At 66.8% G+C, this 18,364-nt stretch carries 17 protein-coding genes; 3 read left to right on the top strand and 14 right to left on the bottom strand.

The window, feature by feature from the left end; translation table 11 throughout:
• Window positions 1–5: 5 nt before the first annotated feature.
• From HNR60_RS03990 to HNR60_RS03980, 3 genes are all read right to left on the bottom strand, one after another.
• Window positions 6–1,562 carry a formate dehydrogenase beta subunit gene (locus HNR60_RS03990; RefSeq protein ID WP_184254547.1) on the bottom strand — a complete coding sequence of 519 codons (1,557 nt, stop codon included), beginning with the start codon at window positions 1,560–1,562 and terminating at the stop codon, window positions 6–8.
• Window positions 1,559–2,035, bottom strand: coding sequence for a formate dehydrogenase subunit gamma (locus tag HNR60_RS03985; RefSeq protein WP_184254545.1), 477 nt, complete (start codon window positions 2,033–2,035; stop codon window positions 1,559–1,561). The genes HNR60_RS03990 and HNR60_RS03985 overlap by 4 nt, the downstream gene beginning before the upstream one ends.
• A 296-nt stretch (window positions 2,036–2,331) precedes the next feature.
• The gene (locus HNR60_RS03980) at window positions 2,332–3,225 is read right to left on the bottom strand and encodes a LysR family transcriptional regulator (protein ID WP_184254543.1); all 894 of its coding nucleotides are present in this window, start codon (window positions 3,223–3,225) and stop codon (window positions 2,332–2,334) included.
• A gap of 271 nt (window positions 3,226–3,496) precedes the next feature.
• On the opposite strand from HNR60_RS03980, the gene HNR60_RS03975 reads away from it, so the two are divergent.
• The 3 genes from HNR60_RS03975 to HNR60_RS03965 all read left to right on the top strand — a co-directional run bounded on the left by HNR60_RS03975 (window position 3,497) and on the right by HNR60_RS03965 (window position 4,215).
• On the top strand, window positions 3,497–3,634 hold the full coding sequence (locus HNR60_RS03975; RefSeq protein WP_184254541.1) for a hypothetical protein: 138 nt from the start codon (window positions 3,497–3,499) through the stop codon (window positions 3,632–3,634).
• 144 nt (window positions 3,635–3,778) lie between these two features.
• Window positions 3,779–4,018 (top strand): hypothetical protein, encoded by a 240-nt coding sequence (locus HNR60_RS03970; RefSeq protein ID WP_184254539.1) that lies wholly within the window; start codon window positions 3,779–3,781, stop codon window positions 4,016–4,018.
• Window positions 4,018–4,215: a hypothetical protein gene (locus HNR60_RS03965; protein WP_184254537.1), complete on the top strand. Its 198-nt coding sequence runs from the start codon at window positions 4,018–4,020 to the stop codon at window positions 4,213–4,215. The genes HNR60_RS03970 and HNR60_RS03965 overlap by 1 nt, the downstream gene beginning before the upstream one ends.
• Before the next feature lie 217 nt (window positions 4,216–4,432).
• Here the strand turns inward: HNR60_RS03965 and HNR60_RS03960 are convergent, their stop codons facing one another.
• From HNR60_RS03960 to HNR60_RS03910, 11 genes are all read right to left on the bottom strand, one after another.
• Window positions 4,433–5,347, bottom strand: coding sequence for a CHAD domain-containing protein (locus tag HNR60_RS03960; RefSeq protein WP_347339301.1), 915 nt, complete (start codon window positions 5,345–5,347; stop codon window positions 4,433–4,435).
• A 317-nt stretch (window positions 5,348–5,664) separates the two neighbouring features.
• Window positions 5,665–7,662: an autotransporter domain-containing protein gene (locus HNR60_RS03955; protein WP_184254533.1), complete on the bottom strand. Its 1,998-nt coding sequence runs from the start codon at window positions 7,660–7,662 to the stop codon at window positions 5,665–5,667.
• Window positions 7,663–7,824: 162 nt separating this feature from the next.
• Window positions 7,825–9,156, bottom strand: coding sequence for an ATP-binding protein (locus tag HNR60_RS03950; protein ID WP_184254524.1), 1,332 nt, complete (start codon window positions 9,154–9,156; stop codon window positions 7,825–7,827).
• Window positions 9,153–9,896 (bottom strand): response regulator, encoded by a 744-nt coding sequence (locus HNR60_RS03945; protein WP_184254522.1) that lies wholly within the window; start codon window positions 9,894–9,896, stop codon window positions 9,153–9,155. Before HNR60_RS03945 ends, HNR60_RS03950 begins: the two co-directional genes overlap by 4 nt.
• A gap of 246 nt (window positions 9,897–10,142) precedes the next feature.
• Complete coding sequence (locus HNR60_RS03940; RefSeq protein ID WP_184254520.1) at window positions 10,143–10,697, bottom strand: cytochrome b; 555 nt, start codon at window positions 10,695–10,697, stop codon at window positions 10,143–10,145.
• Between the two features lie 105 nt (window positions 10,698–10,802).
• A complete protein-coding gene (locus HNR60_RS03935; RefSeq protein ID WP_184254518.1) occupies window positions 10,803–13,961 on the bottom strand; it encodes an efflux RND transporter permease subunit in 3,159 nt (1,052 codons plus the stop codon).
• Complete coding sequence (locus tag HNR60_RS03930; RefSeq protein WP_184254515.1) at window positions 13,958–15,394, bottom strand: efflux RND transporter periplasmic adaptor subunit; 1,437 nt, start codon at window positions 15,392–15,394, stop codon at window positions 13,958–13,960. Before HNR60_RS03930 ends, HNR60_RS03935 begins: the two co-directional genes overlap by 4 nt.
• Window positions 15,391–15,798: a FixH family protein gene (locus HNR60_RS03925; protein WP_184254513.1), complete on the bottom strand. Its 408-nt coding sequence runs from the start codon at window positions 15,796–15,798 to the stop codon at window positions 15,391–15,393. Before HNR60_RS03925 ends, HNR60_RS03930 begins: the two co-directional genes overlap by 4 nt.
• A gap of 92 nt (window positions 15,799–15,890) precedes the next feature.
• Window positions 15,891–16,349: a hypothetical protein gene (locus HNR60_RS03920; RefSeq protein WP_184254512.1), complete on the bottom strand. Its 459-nt coding sequence runs from the start codon at window positions 16,347–16,349 to the stop codon at window positions 15,891–15,893.
• A 105-nt stretch (window positions 16,350–16,454) separates the two neighbouring features.
• Window positions 16,455–17,777 carry a methyl-accepting chemotaxis protein gene (locus tag HNR60_RS03915; RefSeq protein WP_184254510.1) on the bottom strand — a complete coding sequence of 441 codons (1,323 nt, stop codon included), beginning with the start codon at window positions 17,775–17,777 and terminating at the stop codon, window positions 16,455–16,457.
• Window positions 17,752–18,282: a PAS domain-containing protein gene (locus tag HNR60_RS03910; RefSeq protein WP_184254508.1), complete on the bottom strand. Its 531-nt coding sequence runs from the start codon at window positions 18,280–18,282 to the stop codon at window positions 17,752–17,754. The genes HNR60_RS03915 and HNR60_RS03910 overlap by 26 nt, the downstream gene beginning before the upstream one ends.
• Between the last annotated feature and the right edge of the window lie 82 nt (window positions 18,283–18,364).

Raw genomic sequence — 18,364 nt, 5'->3', positions numbered from 1 at the left:
GGCTCCTATTCCGCAGCCTGCAGGCGCGGCGGCGCTAGTCCAAAGTCTTCCGGGAAATGCTTCAGCGCGCTCAGCACCGGGTACGGCACGAAGCCGCCGAGCGCACACAGCGAGCCGAGCTTCATGGTCTGGCAGAGGTCTTCGAGGAGCGCGATGTTCTGCGAGGCGCGATCGCCATTGATGATCTTGTCGATGGTTTCGACGCCGCGCTGCGAGCCGATCCGGCACGGCGTGCATTTGCCGCAGGATTCGATCGCGCAAAACTGCATCGCGAAGCGCGCCTGCTTGGCCATGTCGACGGTGTCGTCGAACACCACGACGCCGCCATGGCCGACCAGGCCGCTGCGCGCCGCGAAGGCCTCGTAGTCGAACGGCGTGTCGAACAATTCGCGCGGGAAGTAAGCGCCGAGCGGGCCACCGACCTGCACCGCGCGGACCGGCCGCCCCGAGGCGGTGCCGCCGCCGATGTCGTCGACCAGTTCGCCGAGCGTGATGCCGAACGCCACCTCGAACAGCCCGCCATGCTTGATGTTGCCGCCGAGCTGGATCGGCTTGGTGCCGCGCGACCGGCCCATGCCGCAATCGGCATAGGCCTGCGCGCCGCCGGCGAGGATGAAGGGAATCGCCGCGAAGCTCAGCACGTTGTTGATCACGGTGGGCTGGCCGAACAGCCCCTTATGCGCCGGCAGCGGCGGCTTGGCGCGGACCACGCCGCGCTTGCCCTCGATGCTTTCCAGCATCGCGGTCTCTTCGCCGCAGATGTAAGCGCCGGCGCCGACCCGCACCTCGATGTCGAAATCGTGTCGCGAGCGGCCGATGCCGGGGCCGAGATAGCCGGCGCGGCGGGCGCCGGCGATCGCCGCATTGATCGCCTCGACGGCGTGCGGATATTCCGAACGGATGTAGATGTAGCCGCGCGTCGCACCCACCGCGATGCCCGCGATGGTCATGCCCTCGATCACCATATAGGGATCGCCCTCCATGACCATGCGGTCGGCGAAGGTGCCGCTATCGCCCTCGTCGGCGTTGCAGCAGATATACTTCTGCACAGCGTTGGCCTGCGCAACGGTGCGCCACTTGATGCCGGTCGGGAAACCGGCGCCGCCGCGGCCGCGCAGCCCGGACTTGATGACGTCGTCGATGATCGCCTCGGAGGTCAGCGCCAGCGCGCGCTCGAGCCCTTCATAGCCGCCATGGACGCGATAATCCTCGACCGAGCGCGGATCGATCACGCCGCAGCGCGCAAACGTCAGCCGGGTCTGCCGTTTCAGCCAGGGGATCTGCTCAGTGAGGCCGAGCCGCAGCGGATGCGGCCCGTCGGCCGCAATAGCATCGAGCACCGAACCGACGTCGCCCGGCGTCAGCGGTCCGAACGCGATTCGTCCTGCGCCGGTTGAGACTTCCAGCATCGGCTCCAGCCAATACAGCCCGCGCGATCCGGTGCGCACCACTTCAAGGCTGACGCCGCGTTTGCGCGCGCACAGCTCCAATTCGAGCGCGACCTCGTCGGCGCCGACCGCTATCGCGCCGGCATCGCGCGGAATGAAGATTTTCAGCTTCATCGCTGCGCCTCCACCAGCAGGGCATCGAGCCGCGTCGCGTCGAGCCGGCCGATCAGCCGGCCGTCCAGCATTGCGGACGGCGCGGTGGCGCAGAGGCCCAAGCAATACACCGGCTCGAGACTCACCACGCCGTCGGCGCGGGTTTCCCCCAACGTCATGCCCAAGGTGCTCTCAGCTCGCGCGGCCAGCGCATCGCTGCCGGCGGACTGGCAGGCCTCGGCACTGCAGAGTTTCAGCACGTGGCGGCCGGCCGGGGCTTTGCGGAAATCATGGTAGAAGGTGAACACGCCGTGGACTTCGGCGCGCGACAGATTGAGCGCCAGCGCGATCATCGGAATCGCGTCTTGCGGCACGTAGCCGAACGCCTCCTGCAGCGCGTGCAGGATCACCAGCGTGGCGCCCTCGTGGCTCTTCAGCTCGGCGATGATCTCCGCCGCGCGCTCGGAATCCCATGCTTCGTAGCCCAAGGCCATTTCGCTCCCGACGTGTTATTTTGACCTATGAGACTGAGAATCTTGGCAAAGATCAATATCGCAATCCGATGCTGCGATACGGAATCCGTATCGTTGCGACGCAGCGCCGCCGGACCGCGTGACGTACGATGGAACTGATGGGGAAGCGTGCCCCGGACGCAGCGCAGCGCGCCGCTCTTGCGGCGTGGTGCGCTGCAGAGCCGGGGCCGTTACGGAACGCAGCGCCTTGTAACGGTCCCGGCTCGCCTCGCAGCGCAAGAGCGCTGCTCGGCGTCCGGGACACGAACTGCAACCGATCAAGCTTCCAGCGTCGGCGCCACTTCGCGGGCGACCTGCACCAGCGCGGCGATCAGCGGAGTCAGCGGTTCGCGCGGCGGGACCACCAGGCCGATCGAGTAGCTCACCAGCGGATCGACGATCGGAATGCTGCGCACCGCCTCGGAAAACCCCAGCGTTTCGGCGAGTTTTGCCGGCATCACGCTGGCCCAGCGGCCGGTCTTGACGTGGGTGTAGAGCACGATGATGGAGTTCGAGGTCAGCGTCGGCTGCGCCTCGGTGCCGACCGCCTTCAGCGCGCGATCGATAATCCGACGGTTCTGCATGTCCGGCGTCAGCAGGCACAACGGCACCTGCCCGACCTCGCGCCAGGTCACTTGATCGCGATCGCCGAACAGCCCGTCCGGCGAGGTCAGCAGCCGATAGGTCTCGTGATACAGCGGCACCGAGCGCACTTTGCCGAGCGGCTCGTTCTCGATGTAGGTCAGCCCGGCGTCGACCTCGAGGTTTTCCAATAGCCCCAGCACTTCCGCCGAGGTGCAGGACACGATGCGGAACCTGACGTCGGGATGCCGCGCGCGAAACGGCGTGGTCAGCGCCGCCACCATGCCGAGCACGGTCGGGATCGCGGCGATGCGGATCTCGCCGGACAGCCCGTCCTTCAGCGTCTTGATCTCCTGGCGCATCGAGCGGACGTCGCCGACGATCCGCCGCGCCCAATCCAGCGTGCGCTCGCCCTCCGGGGTGAAGCCCTGAAACCGCGAGCCGCGCTGCACCAGCATCACGCCGAGAATCTCTTCGAGCTGCTTCAGGCTGGTCGACATCGTCGGCTGGGTGACGCCGCAGGACTCCGCGGCGCGGCCGAAATGGCGCTCCTTGGCGAGCGCCAACAACAATTCGAGCTTGTCGATCAATTCCTGCCCCGGGCGCTTCTTGATTAGTTGGCGTGGCGCCGACGACTGTATGCGAGCGGATAGGGTTTTTCTATCGCGATCGCCGCGCGGCCGCGGCAACCTGGTGCGGTGGCGCGGAACCGCGGCGCGATTCGTCAAGCGGTCTTGACAAGCCGTGCACCGGATACCGGGCCGGTCGAATTCCAGCGGCAAACGCGCCGATCCCGGGGAATAGCCGTACGAGGCTGCGCAAGGCGTGCTAGCGTACGGATAACAACAACAGGAGAACGACATGGCCAAGGGCGAGCAAAAGGGCAACCGCGAAACCAAGAAGCCCAAGAAGGAAAAGGTCAAGACCATCGCCGCGGCGGCGAGCCAGAAGGGCGGCGGCACTTGGCAGCCGACCTTGGGCTCCGGCAAGAAGAAATAACCAACCACGCTGCAGCGCACAGGCGGCTACACGACCTCATCGCCTGATCGCAGGCGGTGACGTCGTCGGTCGTTTGCGACCGTTGCCACGGCCGGCCGATCGGCGCAAACTGACGCTCGCCGCGCAGACGGCTCGGAGGATTAGATGAAGCACGAACTCGACGATCGCCACCGCGATCAGGACGGCCAAATCTCCAAGAAGCACGGCAATACGCTGGTCGGCACGCTGCGCACGATCTACGGCCGCGGCTTTGCCGCGGGCCATCCGGATACCGCCAAGCTCAGCGACGTGCTCGGCGAACTCAACGAGACCTCGTTGAGTCAGCTGCGCCATGACCATGGGCCGGGCCATCTGGAGAAGAAGATCGCCAAGGCGAGCAAGTAGTGGCGAAGGCGTCGGACTACACCGTCCTGACGTTCCAGCGCAAACCCGGACGCTGGCGCGCCAACGTCACGCCGGTGGCGACTGCCGGCGGCGCGCGGCAGAGCAAGACCATGCTCGGCTTCGTCACCGCGGAGGATTGCGACACCGAAGAAGACGCGGTGAAGGCGGCCAACCAGGCGATCCGCGAGCTGGGGTAGAACCGAGCACGCGCGGCGTTGGTTGATGCGCGGCGCACTCACGTCTGTCATTCCGGGGCGCGAGAGCGACAGCTCGAGCGAACCCGGAATCTCGCAACCCGGATCTCACGCCACACCCGCAGCAAGATTCCGGGTTCGCTCGCAAGTGCTCGCGCCCCGGAATGACCCTTTGACTTGGTTGGACGCCTCCGGCCGAGGCGCCATCGCGCTCAGCCGCTCAATCCCAGAACCGCTTCGCCGACGCCAGTTCGGCGCCGGTAGAGGCCGCGGATTGCAGCAGATGCTCGATCTTGACGCGATCGCCCGGCGCCGGCTCGTGCGCGTCGACGCCGGCGCGCTTGCCGTTCGGGGCTGCGACCGAGCGCGCCAGTTTCTGCTGCACGGCGAGATCGTTCAGCGCGCCCAATCGGTCGAGCAGTTCCTTCAGCGTCGACTGGAACGCGGCCAGCCGGTCGCCGGTCTTGCGGCCTTCGAACAGCGTCTCGAAGAACCCGATCGCGTAGTACAGCTTCTTTGCCGAAATGCGCAGCCGGTGGCGCTTCTCGACGTCGAGATCGAGCAGCCGTTCGGCTTTGCGCATCACCCGCCGGGCGCGCCGCTCCACCACGTCGGCGGCAAACTCCGCCGCCTGGCGATGCGCCGGCTTCAGCGCGGGTCGCGCCGACCACGCCCCGGCCTCGATCCAGTGCTGGACATCATGCAGCAAGGTCCGGTAGCGCAGCGACTGCACCGCCGCCTTGGCGCCGACGAACGCCCGGGCCCGCCGCGCGGCGATTTCGGCCACGAGTTCGGCGCGCCCCGCCCCGCGCTGCCGCTTGATCCGCAGTTCCAGCAAGTGCAGGTCGCGCGCCGGCCCGAGCCGGCTGGTCAGCCATTTCAGCTCGCGCTTCAGCCGCGCGGTCTCTTCGTCCTGCAGCAATTCGCCGAACGCTGCGATCGACGCGCGCAGCCGCCGCAGCCCGATCCGCATCTGGTGCACGCCGTCGGGATTGAGCTCGCGCACCGCGGCCTCGTTGCCGACGACATGGCGCAGCACCGAGCGCCCGATCATGCGAAACGCATCGACCGTCGCGATGCCGCGCGGCAGCAAAATCTTCTCGGCCTTGGCGCCTTCGGTCGATTGCAGCGCCACGGACGCACGGCGGGGTACAGCCCTGCCCTTGAATTTGGGGGTACGGCCTACGCTCGCCTTAGCCATCTCGTCACGATCATCACCAATGGCCGGCGACTGAGCCGAATGCCAGTTATCGACGACGCGGGCGTTGCAGCCGGCAGTGGTCCACCGGGCGACGCCCGCCGCCGGGGTTCATTATCAACGTTGGGTGGAATTTTTCAAGGAACCCGCGCGGCTGGCGGCAATCAGCTGGCGCATAGCTACGCACCGCAGTCGTTACTTGTCATCTAACTGTCACAATCGAGCGACTGCACCATCGGCGCGGTTGTCGGCGGTTAGAACGCCACCTTGATCCCGCCGCTGAGCGCCAGATCGTCACCGCCGCTGCGCGCGAAGGTCGACCCCACCGTCAGCGTCGCCGAAACATTTCCGGACACCAGCGCCGAGACGCCGGCCGCGACCCGGCCATAGGTCCGGCCCTCGCCGCCGACCGGGGTGAGTACCGGCAGCAATGGCGCCGATACCAGCGTGGTGGTGATACTACGGCCCTCGCCGATGAAATCATGCGCCGCGGTGAGGTTGACGAACGGGCTGTAGATGCCGCCGCCGATCGCGAACGGGTAGCGCAGCTGCACCCCGGCATCGCCGGTCAGCGCCTCGACGCGCTGCCGATCGACGGTCATGGTCAGCAGTACGTCGCCGGTCTCGGTGTAGCCGGCGATTTCCGCGTTGCTGTAGGTCAGGCCGGCGATCGGTCCGACGCGGAGCTGCCCGACATCGAACAGGTAGCCGGCCTTGCCGGCCACGGTGACCACGTCGGCGCTGGTATTGCCGCGAATGGTATCAATGATGCCCTGCCGCGCCAGCGAAAAATCGTGGCGGCCGTAGCCGAGCAGGCCATCGGCAAACCAATGCGCATCGGCATAGGAGCCGTAGCCGGCGAACTGATAGGCATCGATGCGGTCGCGGGCGTTCTGCACGCCGAGTTTGACGTCGGGCTGCGAATAGCCGAACACGCCGCCGACCCGCCAGTTGGGATCGATGCGGTATTCCGCCCCGAAGATACCGCCGACCGAATTGTAGTCGTAGCCCGAGCCGTAGATCTGCCGGTCGCGGCTGCCATGGGCGTAAGCAGCCTCGCCATAGACCGTCCAGCGATCCGCCGGCGCCATCAACGGCGCAACCTTGGTCGGCCCGGCATAGGCCAGCGCCGCGCCGAGCCCGAACGGCGCGAAGCTGCGCGAGGCGTCCAGCCGGTTGAACACCGACCCGGTGAAGCCGGTCGTCAGTGCGGTGGAAATGCTGCCTTGCGGCACCACGGTGGTCGGCGCGTCGACCTGGTTGGCCATGTAGCTGGCGATCAGCGCCATCGCGGTGCCGGTCGGGTGCACCGAGTTCTCGTAGAAGCAGCCGGTGACCTTGGGAATCGCGCCGCCGCCATTGGCCTCGCAGCCCGGCACCGTGCTGAAGCCGTACATCGCCGCATTGTCGTAGATGCGCTGTTGCAGGATTTCGTAATTGAACATGAAGATGCGGACGCCCGACTGCGCCATCGGCCGCAGCAGGGTCTGCAGCTCGTTGAAATAGCTGTGCGCAAAAGCGTCGCGCGCCGGATCCTGGATCGCCGGGCCGCCCTCCGGCTGCGGGAAATATTTCGAATTGCCGGCGCTGAACCAGGCGATGTTGCGGGCGCCCGCGGCCACCATCTGCTGCACGCCAGAGGTCGCGACGTTGTTGTAGGTGACGCCATCGAACGTGCCATTGATGGTGCCGACGCCGGTGCCGTTGACGGCGCGCGCCGCCGCCTGCGTCCCGAGCGTGGTGGCGGCGCGGACGTCATTGACCAGCAGCGACGAATCGTTGCCGCCGATCGACAGCGCGATCAGGTCGCGGTCGCCGAAGCGGACGCCATCATGCGCCATCCGGGCCAGCTCATAGGGAAAGCCGTAGTTACTGCCGAGAAAGCCGAGGGTGTTGGAATTGTCGGTGCGGGCGCCGCCGATCGCGTAATTGATCATCTGCGGCGCGCCGTAGAGCGATTGCAGCGTCTGCACGAAGGTGGTGCTGCCGGTGAAGGAGCAGACGCCGGGATAGACGCAGGGCACGCCGCCGAGCCGGAACGCGCCGCCCGGCGCCGCGCCGGTGTCCGCGTAGCTGTCGCCGAAGCCGTAGACGCGGGTGAACTGCGCCTCAGCCGAACCCAGCGTCGCGCCAAGCGCCAGCGCCGTCACCGCGCTCACGGCGACGCCGTGTTTCACCGCGGATGTCGTGAGCCGCCGCCTGTCGCGTCGTCGTGTCGCGCGCGTAAACCTGTCGGCGCTGATCTTCGGCATGTCGAATCACCTTGTTGCACGGCGCTCAGCGATGCGTGATCGGGCGATGCAAGCAAGATGGTAGAACTACTAATCGGTTCGACGAGAGTGATTACGGTATCGGACTACGCAGCAAGTTACTCATACTCGGGTCGGCAGACGAAGATATGCCCTCGTCGCCGGTCAGACAGCCTTCGAGGGACTGACGTGATCGCTGGCGGACGGCAACGGCAGCGTGATCCGCACGATCAGGCCATGCGGCCTGCGGTCGTTCAGCGACAACACGCCGCCATGGGCGATCGCCACCGCCTGCGCGATCGACAGGCCGAGCCCGAAGCCGGAGGCCTCGTCCATGTTGCGGGCGTCGTCGCCGCGCACGAAGGGCTGCAGCATCGCGCTTTTCTGGGCGTCGGAAATGCCGGGGCCGTCGTCGGCGACGTCGATCGTCACCGCCTGCTGGGTGAAGCTGAGCCCGATGGTGGCTTCGGCGCCGAATCGCACCGCGTTCTCGACCAGGTTGGTCACCGCGCGGTGCAGGTCGTCGGGACGCGCCATCATCGTGGCGTGCGCCGGCCCCCGGTAGCCCACCGCCTGACCGGCGTCGGTGAACTGGTCGGCGATCAGTTGCAGCGTGGTGGCGATATCGGTCAGCGTCATCGCCTCACGATTGCGATCGTTTCGGAGGAACGACAGCACCGATTCCAGCATCGAACGCATCTGGTCGAGATCGCGCAGCATATGATTGCGGCAGGCCTCATCCTCGATGAACTCGCAGCGCAGCCGCAGCCTCGTGATCGGGGTGCGCAGATCGTGGCTGATCGCCGCCAGCATCTTGGTGCGGTCGTCGACCAGCGCGGCGATGCGGGCGCGCATGTCGTTCAGCGCGCGGGCGACCGAGCGGATTTCCTCAGGGCCGCGCTCCGGCAGCGGCGCCGCGGCGTGGTCGAGACGGAAATTCTCCGCGGCCCGGGCGAACGACGACAATGGCTGCGACAGCGCCCGCGCCGCCCACAGTCCCAGCAACGTCAGGCTGACGATGACGAACAATAGCGAGACCATCACCGGGCCGCCGAGCAACGGCGGCCGCCGCTCATCGGGCAACAACCGCAGCGCGATCAGCTCGCCGTCGGGGAGCGCGACGCCGAGACGGTCGTCGGCCGCGCCCTCCAGCCGCAGTTGGCGATAATCCCGGCCGAGGTGTCGTAGCGGCGGCGGGCCATCGCCGGGCTCGAGCGCGACATGCTCGCCGGGCGCGGCCGGAGCGATCTCGAATTGCGGAAACGACCGCGTCAGGGCGGCCAGCAGCGCCGGTCGGTCGGTGGTGGGAGCTTTGCCGAGAATCTGGACCAGCGCGGTGAGTTCGTTGCGGCCGTGATCGAACGGCTCCGGCTCGCCCGGCCGGTTGATGAAAAACGTCACGGCGACGATGGCGTGGATCACGGTGATGGAGATCACCACGATCGCCGCGATCTGGCCGCTGATCCGCTTCGGGACGATCCAGCCGAGCCGGCTCATGTCCCCGCTATAGGTGCTGTGATCAGCGGTTCGACCACCGGCGTGAACATGTAGCCGCCGGAGCGGATCGTCTTGATCAGCATCGCATCTTGCGGATCGGCCTCGATCTTGCGGCGGATCCGGCTGACCAGCACGTCGATGCTGCGGTCGAACGAGCCGGAATTGCGCCCTTGCGTCAGATCGAGCAGCACCTCGCGCGACAATACGCGGCCGGCGCGCTCGCAGAACGCCCGCAGCAGATCGAATTCCGCGCTGGTCAGGGCGACGCGGGCGCCGGCCGGGTTGCGCAGCTCGCGCAGCCGGAAATCGATATGCCAGCCGTCGAAGGCGAACGCCGTCGCCTCGGGCGTGGAACTCGCGTTGAGCGCCGTGGCCTGGCGGCGCAGCACCGCGTTGATGCGGGCCAGCAATTCGCGCGGGTTGAACGGCTTCACCATGTAGTCGTCGGCGCCCATTTCGAGCCCGACGATGCGGTCGACGTCCTCGCCGCGCGCCGTCAGCATGATGATCGGCAGCTGGGATTTGGCGCGGACCTTGCGGCACAGGCTGAGGCCGTCCTCGTCCGGCAGCATGACGTCCATGATCATCAGATCGACCCGGCGATCCGCCATCGCCTGGTGCATCTCGTGGCCGTCGGCGGCCGCGGTGACGTGGCAGCCATTGGCGCGCAGATATTTCGCGATCAAGGCACGGGTTTCGCGGTCGTCCTCGACCACCAGGATATTGGGAATAGCGACCATTCGATCCCTTTTCGCGAATCCGCGCCGCATGCAAAGGGTTTTTGGTTTCCCGATGTTTCCCGGGGTTCCGCCTGGCAGCTTACGCCATCGGCGGGCGCGGCACGACGGCGAAAAACGCGGTCGCGATCACGGGTTGCGGCGCGCCCGGCGCCACAGCGACCTTGCGGTCCGGGCCAGGTGCTGGCGGAGACCCGAGGCCGGGCCAAACCCCGGGCGGAGATCCGCCCGAGGCGATCGGCGATCGGCTCAGTTGCGACCGCGCAGCCACGGCGCCATGCGGGCGAGCGTGCCGTCGTGCCGGAAATATTGATGCCACAGCGCAGCTGCGACGTGCAGCAACACCAGCACGAGGATGCCATCGATGATCAGGCCGTGGGCGTTGCTGAACGCCTTGGCGAGCTCCGGCGATTTCTCCATCAGCGGCGGAATCCCGAGCAGGGTGACGCCGCGGCCGGCGGCGATCACCATGGCGAGGCCCGTGACCGGCATCGCGATCAGCAGCAGGTACAACAGGCCGTGCACAGCCTTGGCGGTGATGTCGAGCAGCCGCGAGATGTGGATCAGTTCCGGCGCCGGATGCGTCACCCGCCACAGCGTGCGCAGCAGCACCAGCGCCAGCACGACGACGCCGCCGGCCTTGTGCCAATCCATCACCATGCCGCGTTGCTCCTGCGGCAACGCCTCATGGAATTGCCCGCCGACGAACAACACGACGATGAACAGCGCGATGATCCAGTGAAGCGCGACGGAGACGCCGTCGTAACCGACGGCGGCTTTGCCGGTGGACTCGATGGTGGTCATGAGATGTCCCGAGAGTAGTTGGTTCGGGCGATTTTATGCCACGCGTATCTTGCCAAGTCATGACGGAAGATTGCACATGGATTGCAACAGCTGAGACCAAGCCCGTCAGGCTCCCGGTTCTGCGACGATGCGCTGTTTCGTCGCAGCTTTGGCGTCGTGCAACCGCGCGCCGTGGACCAAGCCGTAGATCGCCGGGATCACGATCAGCGTCAGCAGCGTCGAGGACATCATGCCGCCGATCATCGGCACCGCGATGCGCTGCATGATTTCCGAGCCGGTGCCGCTGCTCCACATGATCGGCAGCAGCCCGGCCATGATCGCCACCACCGTCATCATCTTCGGCCGCACCCGTTCCACCGCGCCGGTCATGATGGCGGCCGCGAGGTCCTGCCGGCTCACCGCTTGGCCCTCCGCGGCGCGCCGCGCGGTGATCTCCGCCAGCGCGTGGTTGAGGTAGATCAGCATCACCACGCCGGTTTCGGCGGCGACGCCGGCCAGCGCGATGAAGCCGACTACCACCGCGACCGAGAGGTTGAAGCCGAGCGCCCACATCAGCCAGATGCCGCCGACCAGCGCGAACGGCAACGAGGCCATCACGATCAGCGTGTCGGCGATCGACCGGAAGTTGAGGTAGAGCAGCAGGAAGATGATGCTGAGCGTCACCGGCACCACGATCTTCAAGCGCGCCGCGGCGCGCTCGAGATATTCGTATTGCCCGCTCCACATCACATAGGTGCCGGCCGGAAACGCGATCGAGGCCTGCACGGCGGCCTTGGCGTCGGCGACGTAGCCGCCGAGGTCGCGGTCGCGGATGTCGACATAGATGTAGACCGCGAGCTGGCCGTTCTCGGTGCGGATCGCGGTCGGGCCGCGCGACGGCGTGATGCTGGCGATCTCGCCGAGCGGCACCGCGCCGCCGGCCGGCATCGCCACCAGCACGTCGCTGGCGATCGATTGCGCACTACTGCGCAGGTCGCGCGGATAGCGCATGTTGACGCTGAAGCGTTGGCGGCCTTCCACCGTGGTGGTCACGGTCTGGCCGCCGAGCGCGGTGGCGATGACATCCTGGACATCCTGCACCGCGATGCCGTAACGCGCCAGCGCCGCGCGATCCGGCACCACGTCGAGATAGTAGCCACCGAGCGCGCGCTCGGCATAGGCCGACGAGGTGCCCGGCACGGCTTTCAAGACCTGCTCGATCTGCTTGGCGAGCTTGTCGATTTCAACGAGGTCGGTGCCCATCACCTTGACGCCGATCGGGGTACGGATGCCGGTCGACAGCATGTCGATCCGCGACTTGATCGGCATGGTCCAGGCATTGGAAACGCCGGGGAATTGCAGCGCGCGGTCCATCTCGGCGGTCAGGCTGTCGAGCGTGACGCCGGGGCGCCATTGCTCCTTGGGTTTCAGGTTGATGATGGTCTCGAACATCTCCAGCGGCGCCGGATCGGTGGCTGTCGAAGCGCGGCCGGCCTTGCCGTAGACCGACGCGACCTCCTGAAACGAGCGGATGATCTTGTCCTGGGTCTGCAACAGCTCGGCCGCCTTGGTGACGGAAATGCCGGGCAGCGTGGTCGGCATATAGAGCAGCGTGCCTTCGTCGAGCGCCGGCATGAACTCGGTGCCGAGCTGCCGCGCCGGCCACATCGTCACCGCCAGCACCGCCAGCGCCAAAACGATCACCAGCACCTTGGCCTTCAGCACCGCCTTGATCGCCGGGCGATAGATCCAGATCAGCAGGCGGTTGATCGGATTCTTGTGCTCCGGGATGATTTTTCCGCGCACGCACAGCACCATCAAGGCGGGCACCAGCGTCACCGACAAGATCGCCGCCGCCGCCATCGAAAACGTCTTGGTGAAGGCCAGCGGGCTGAACAGCCGGCCCTCTTGCGACTCCAGCGTGAAGATCGGCATGAACGACACGGTGATGATCAAGAGGCTGAAGAACAGCGCCGGCCCGACTTCGGCCGCGGCCTCGATCAGCACCTCGACGCGCGGCTTATCGGGCGGCGCGCGCTCCAGATGCTTATGGGCATTCTCGATCATCACGATCGCCGCGTCGATCATCGCGCCGATGGCGATGGCGATGCCGCCGAGGCTCATGATGTTGGCGCCGAGGCCCAACGCCTTCATGGTGGCGAAGGCCATCAGGATGCCGACCGGCAGCATGATGATCGCCACCAGCGCGCTGCGCACATGCAGCAGGAACACGATGCAGACCAGCGCCACCACGATGCTCTCCTCGATCAGCGTGTGCTTCAGCGTGGCGATCGCGGCCTTGATCAGGTTGGAGCGGTCATAGACCGCGACGATGTCGACCGAGGCCGGCAGGCTGGAGGCGATCTCCTTGAAGCGCTGCTTGACGTTGTCGATGACGTCGAGCGCATTGACGCCGAAGCGCTGCAGCACGATGCCGCTCGCCACCTCGCCCTCGCCGTTCAATTCGGTGAGGCCGCGGCGCTCGTCGGGCCCTAACTCGACGCGGGCGACGTCGCGCAGCAGCACCGGCGTGCCGCCGGAGCTTTTCAGCACCACATTGCCGAGGTCGTTGATGTTCTTCAGATAGCCCTTGCCGCGCACCACATATTCGAACTCCGAGAGTTCGACGGTGCGGCCGCCGACGTCGGCGTTGCTGGCGCGGATCGCGTCGCGCACCTTCTGCATCGGAATGCCGAGGTCGCGCATCCGTTGCGGATCGAGCACGACGTTATACTGCCGGACGAAGCCGCCGACGCTGGCGACCTCGGCGACGCCTTCGGCCTTGGCCAGCGCGAATTTCAGAGTCCAGTCCTGGATCGTCCTGGTGTCGGCGAGGTTCAATTCCTTCGACATCACCGCGTATTGATAGACCCAGCCGACCCCGGTGGCGTCCGGGCCGATGGTCGGCGTGACGCCGGCCGGCAGCCGCGAGGTGGCCCCGTTCAAGAACTCCAGCACCCGCGAGCGCGCCCAGTAGATATCAGTGCCGTCTTCGAAGATCACATAGACGAACGACACGCCGAAGAACGAGAAGCCGCGCACCACCTTGGACTTTGGCACAGTCAGCATCGCGGTGGTCAGCGGATAGGTGACCTGATCCTCGATCACCTGCGGCGCCTGGCCGGAATATTCGGTGTAGACGATGACTTGGGTATCGGAGAGATCCGGAATGGCGTCGAGCGGCAGATGCAGCAGCGCATAGAGCCCGGCCGCGGCGGCGAAGCCGGCACCGAACAACACCAGCAACAGGTTACGCGCCGACCAGGCGATCAGACGGGCGATCATTTCGCGGCTCCGGCGTCGGAAAAGCTTTTCAGCGCGGCCTTCAGATTGCTCTCGGCGTCGATCAGGAAGTTGGCCGAGACCACCACCGCCTCGCCGTCGCTGACGCCGCTACGCAGTTCGACATAGCCACCGCCGCGATGACCGAGCTTGACGTCGCGCGGCGCGAAGCGGCCTTCTCCCTGCTGCACCAGCACCACCTGGCGCTCGCCGGAATCCAGCACCGCGCTGTCCGGCACCGCGAGCACCGGCTGCGGATTGCCGGTGTCGATCTCGGCGTCGAGATACATCTCGGGCAACAGCGCCATATCGGGATTCGGCAATTCGATGCGAAGCCGCGCGGTGCGAGTGTCGCGATTGACCTGCGGATAGATCACGCTGACGCGGCCCTCGAACACCCGGCCGGGATAGCCGCGGGCGCGCACGCTCACCGCCTGCCCCACCGACAGCGCACCGAGATCGCGCTCGGCGACGTCGACCAGCGCCCACACCTGGGAGATGTCGGCGATCCGGAACAGCACGTCTCCCGGATTGGCGCGGGCGCCCTCGATGGCGTTGCGCTCCAGCACGATGCCATCGCGCGGCGCCGACCATTGCAGCACGGTCGGCACCGGGCCGCCCTTTTCCATCGCGGCGATCGCCGCCTCCGGCACGTCGAGATTGACCAGGCGCTGCCGTGAACCGCGGCCGTAGCTGGCGATGCCGCCGGTGGTCTTGGAGTTGATGGTGGCGACGTATTCGGCGGCCGCCGAGGAGATGGTCGGCGAATAGACCTGCATCAACGGCTCGCCCTTGCCGACCTTGCTGCCGGTGGTGACGTTGGCCACATTCTGGATGAAGCTCTCCGAGCGCATCGCGATCACCGAGACCCGGCGCTCGTCGAGCTGGATCGCGCCCGGCGCGCGGATCGTCGTGCGGATCAGCCGCATCGCGGCGCGCTCGGATTTTACGCCGGTGCGCTGGATCTTCTGCGGCGACAGCGACACCGAGCCGTCGTCGGAATCCTCGCCCTCATAGACCGGGATGTAGTTCATCCCCATCGAGTCTTTCTTCTGCACCGGGGAGGTGTCGGCGAGCCCCATCGGATTGCGATAGTATTTGATCTTGCGTTCGCCGCCGGCGGTCATCGGCGCCGGCGCCGCCGCGGCAGGCGCCGCGGCCTCCTCGACGTCGTCGAAATTGAGATCGGCGGCGGGCGGCACCGCGCGAAACGCGCGGCCGTCCGCCGTGGTCTTCGGCGTCGGCGAATACACCGGCTTGCCGTCGGGGTCCTGGTAATAGATCGGCTCGTCGGCGCTCTGCCCCGCCGCCGGCGACACCAACGCGGCGACGATGTCGCGTGCATGGGTTAGATGTCCGGCGCCACCGGACAGCGCGCCAGCCGCCGCCGCTATCACAGCGGCGGCGGCTGCGCAGGCGAGGCCGGCGCGGCTCATTTGTTCGCCGTGATGACGAGCTTGGCTTCGAGCGTGCCGGTCTCGCCCTGCAGCTTGGCGCCGAGCGACAACAGCCATTTGCCTTCCATGCCGAAGGTGGCCTTGAACTTGTAGACCCCGGGCTCGGCATTGCCCGGCTGCAGCGCGATCTTGGTGGCCATTTCGGCCATGCCTTCCGGCGCCATGTCGAGCCGGGTCGCAAAGATCACCGCGTCCGACACCGGCTGGCCGGTGACCTTGTTGATCAGCTTGACGCTGACGATCTTGTCCTTGCCCGCGGCGATCACGGGGTCGAGCAGCTTGAATTCGTAGTCCTTGACGTCGGCGCGGGCGAAGCCTGCGGTGGCGAACAGGCCAAAGCCGATGAGCGCGGCGGCGAGCACGCGCGAACGAAGCGTAGTCATTTAAGAATCCTCGAAATGATGGTCGAGCCGCAAAGCGGCATGTTGAACCGCGCGATCGGGTCGCACGGCAGCACACGGTGCAAAAGCGCCGTTCAGACCAGGGTTCGAGGCGGATATTCTGGAGGCGAATGGCCCATGCCGTCGGCGCGGGCGTCGGTGTGGCGCGGCAGCGCGTTGCCGGGCAGTACGAAGGCCGGCTGCAGCAGCGCGATCGGCATCGCGACGAATCCGGACGACATGCAGCTGATCATCGCCACGCATTTGTCGCAGCCCGACGGCGCCGGCGCCTGCGACGGACAGCACGGCATCTCGCTTGCCATCTCGGCGGAAGCCATCTCGATGGAAGCCATCGCGGTGTCAGCGGCCATCTCGACCGCGCTCATGTGGTGAGCGTCAACGGCAACGGCCTGCTCGGCGGCCATCATCATGCCAGCCTGCATCGCGCCATGCGTCGACGCCTCGGCCATCGCGGGCCGGGACAGCGGCGCCATGGCGAGGCCGGCGATCATCAAGATCGCCAGCAGGCGGCGGATGGTGGCTAGGCTTTTCACGCGGTTAGTCTCTCACAACGCCCGTGCTTTGCAAAGCCCGGGCGGCCTCCGGTGGATGCCGGGTGCCGCGCCGCCTGCCCGGTCGCAATCACCCCTCGGCCGTGCTCACGCCGCGCGGCGCTCGCGGGCGCCGCGGTGCAGGAACTGCAGGAACTCGCGCACCGTCTGGCCGAGCGTGGCGGACTGTTCGGCCAGCGTGCCGGAGGCGTGCAGCGTCGTATCGGCATGCTTTTCGGTCTCGCGGGCGTCGGCGCTGACCACGGTAATGTTACCGGAAATCTCCCGGATGCCGGCGAATGCCTGCTCGATGTTGCGCGCCACCTCGGAAGTGGCGGCGGTCTGCGCCTGCACGCCGAGCGACACATTGCTGGTGATCTCGTCGACCTCGCCGATCGCGCCGCCGATGGTCGACATCGCGTCGACCGCGGCCTTGGTGGTGGACTGCACCTCGGCGATGCTGAGCGAGATCTCGTGGGTGGCCCGCGCGGTCTGCGCCGCCAGCGACTTGACCTCCTGCGCCACCACGGAGAAGCCGCGGCCGGCCTCGCCGGCGCGCGCCGCCTCGATCGTGGCGTTGAGCGCCAACAGATTGGTCTGCGCGGCGATTTCGTCGATCAGTTGTACGATGGCGCCGATCCGTTCGGTGGCGGTGGAGAGGCTGCCGACGGTGAGCCGGGCTTCTTCGACCCGCGCCACCGCGGTCTTGGCGATCGCCGCCGAGCGGGCGACGTTCTGCGCGATCTCGCCGGCCGAGGCGGTCAGTTCGGTGGTCGCGGCGGCGACGGTTTCCATGTTGGCGGCGGCCTGTTGCGAGGCCGCGGAGACTGCATTGGCGCGCTCGCGGGTGGCGGTGGCGCCGCGGCCGAGGCTGCCGGCGGTTTGCCCCATATTGTTGGAGGCCGACGACACCGTCTCGATCACCGCGCTGACCGCGCCTTCGAATTGCGCGGTGTTGGCGTTGAACGCGGCGACGCGCTGCTCGATCACCTGCATCGCCTCGTTGATGGTGCGGCTGGCGATCAACAGCGAGCCGCGCAGCCCCTGCGGCAGGATGTGGCGATAATACTTGTCGTCGCGGATCGCCCCCATCGCCGCGCTGGCCTCGCGGACGAAGGCGTCGCAGCGGTCGGTCATGTCGTTGAACTCGTGCAGCAACGCGCCGATCGCGCCGCGCTCGCGGATGTTCAGCACCCGCGCCTCGAAGTCGCCGTCGCGCAGCCGCCGGCACACCTCGGTGAGATCGACGATCACGCGGTGCAGCTTCGACAGCGAAACCCCGAGCCAGCCGAGCGCCAGCAGCGCCGTCAGCAACCCGCCCAGCGCCACCGCGTGGGATTCGACCAGCACGCCGGCGAGTGCGATGAGCAGCGCCGCCGCCGCAACGGCGAGGCCAAGGCCGGCTCTAGAGAGAGAAGACGAGTTGGTCATAGGTCATGTTCTTTGCGGTGACGAAATCGGTGAGGTGGCGATAGCCCTGCGCCAAGCCGTCCTTGGCGTTGCGCTGGCTGTTCTCCTCGCGCAGCAGCGCGGCATAGACCGGCTGCAGCGCGGCGATCACCCGGCGCTCGGGGACGCGGCGGTTGGAATGAAAGCCGACGACGCGGCCGGTGGCGTCGAACGACGGCGTGACATGGGCGAACACCCAGTAGAAATCGCCGCGTCGCGACATGTTCTTCACATAAGCGAAGATCTCGCGGCCGTCGTTGAGCGTGTCCCACAACAGCTTGAACACGCAGCGCGGCATGTCGGGATGGCGGATGATGCTGTGCGGCTGCCCGAGCAGCTCGGCCTCGGTGTAACCGGCGAGGTCGCAGAACACCTTGTTGGCGTAGGTGATCCGTCCCTTGAGGTCGGTCTTGGAGACGATGATATCGTCGGCGTCGAAGAACAGTTCGACGTTTGTTGGCGCAACCGAAACTGCCACGTCATGCATTCCGTCTTGAGAACAATGTTGGTAGTATTACGATCTGTCTAGTTAAGGAAACCGCAACGACATCCTTGGTTCTCCTCGCACT

Source organism: Rhodopseudomonas rhenobacensis, from assembly GCF_014203125.1.
In the GTDB taxonomy this organism is placed as follows: Bacteria; Pseudomonadota; Alphaproteobacteria; order Rhizobiales; family Xanthobacteraceae; genus Rhodopseudomonas_A; species Rhodopseudomonas_A rhenobacensis.
The sequence above is the reverse complement of the archived record's forward strand: the minus strand, read 5'-3'. Positions and strand labels throughout refer to the sequence as shown.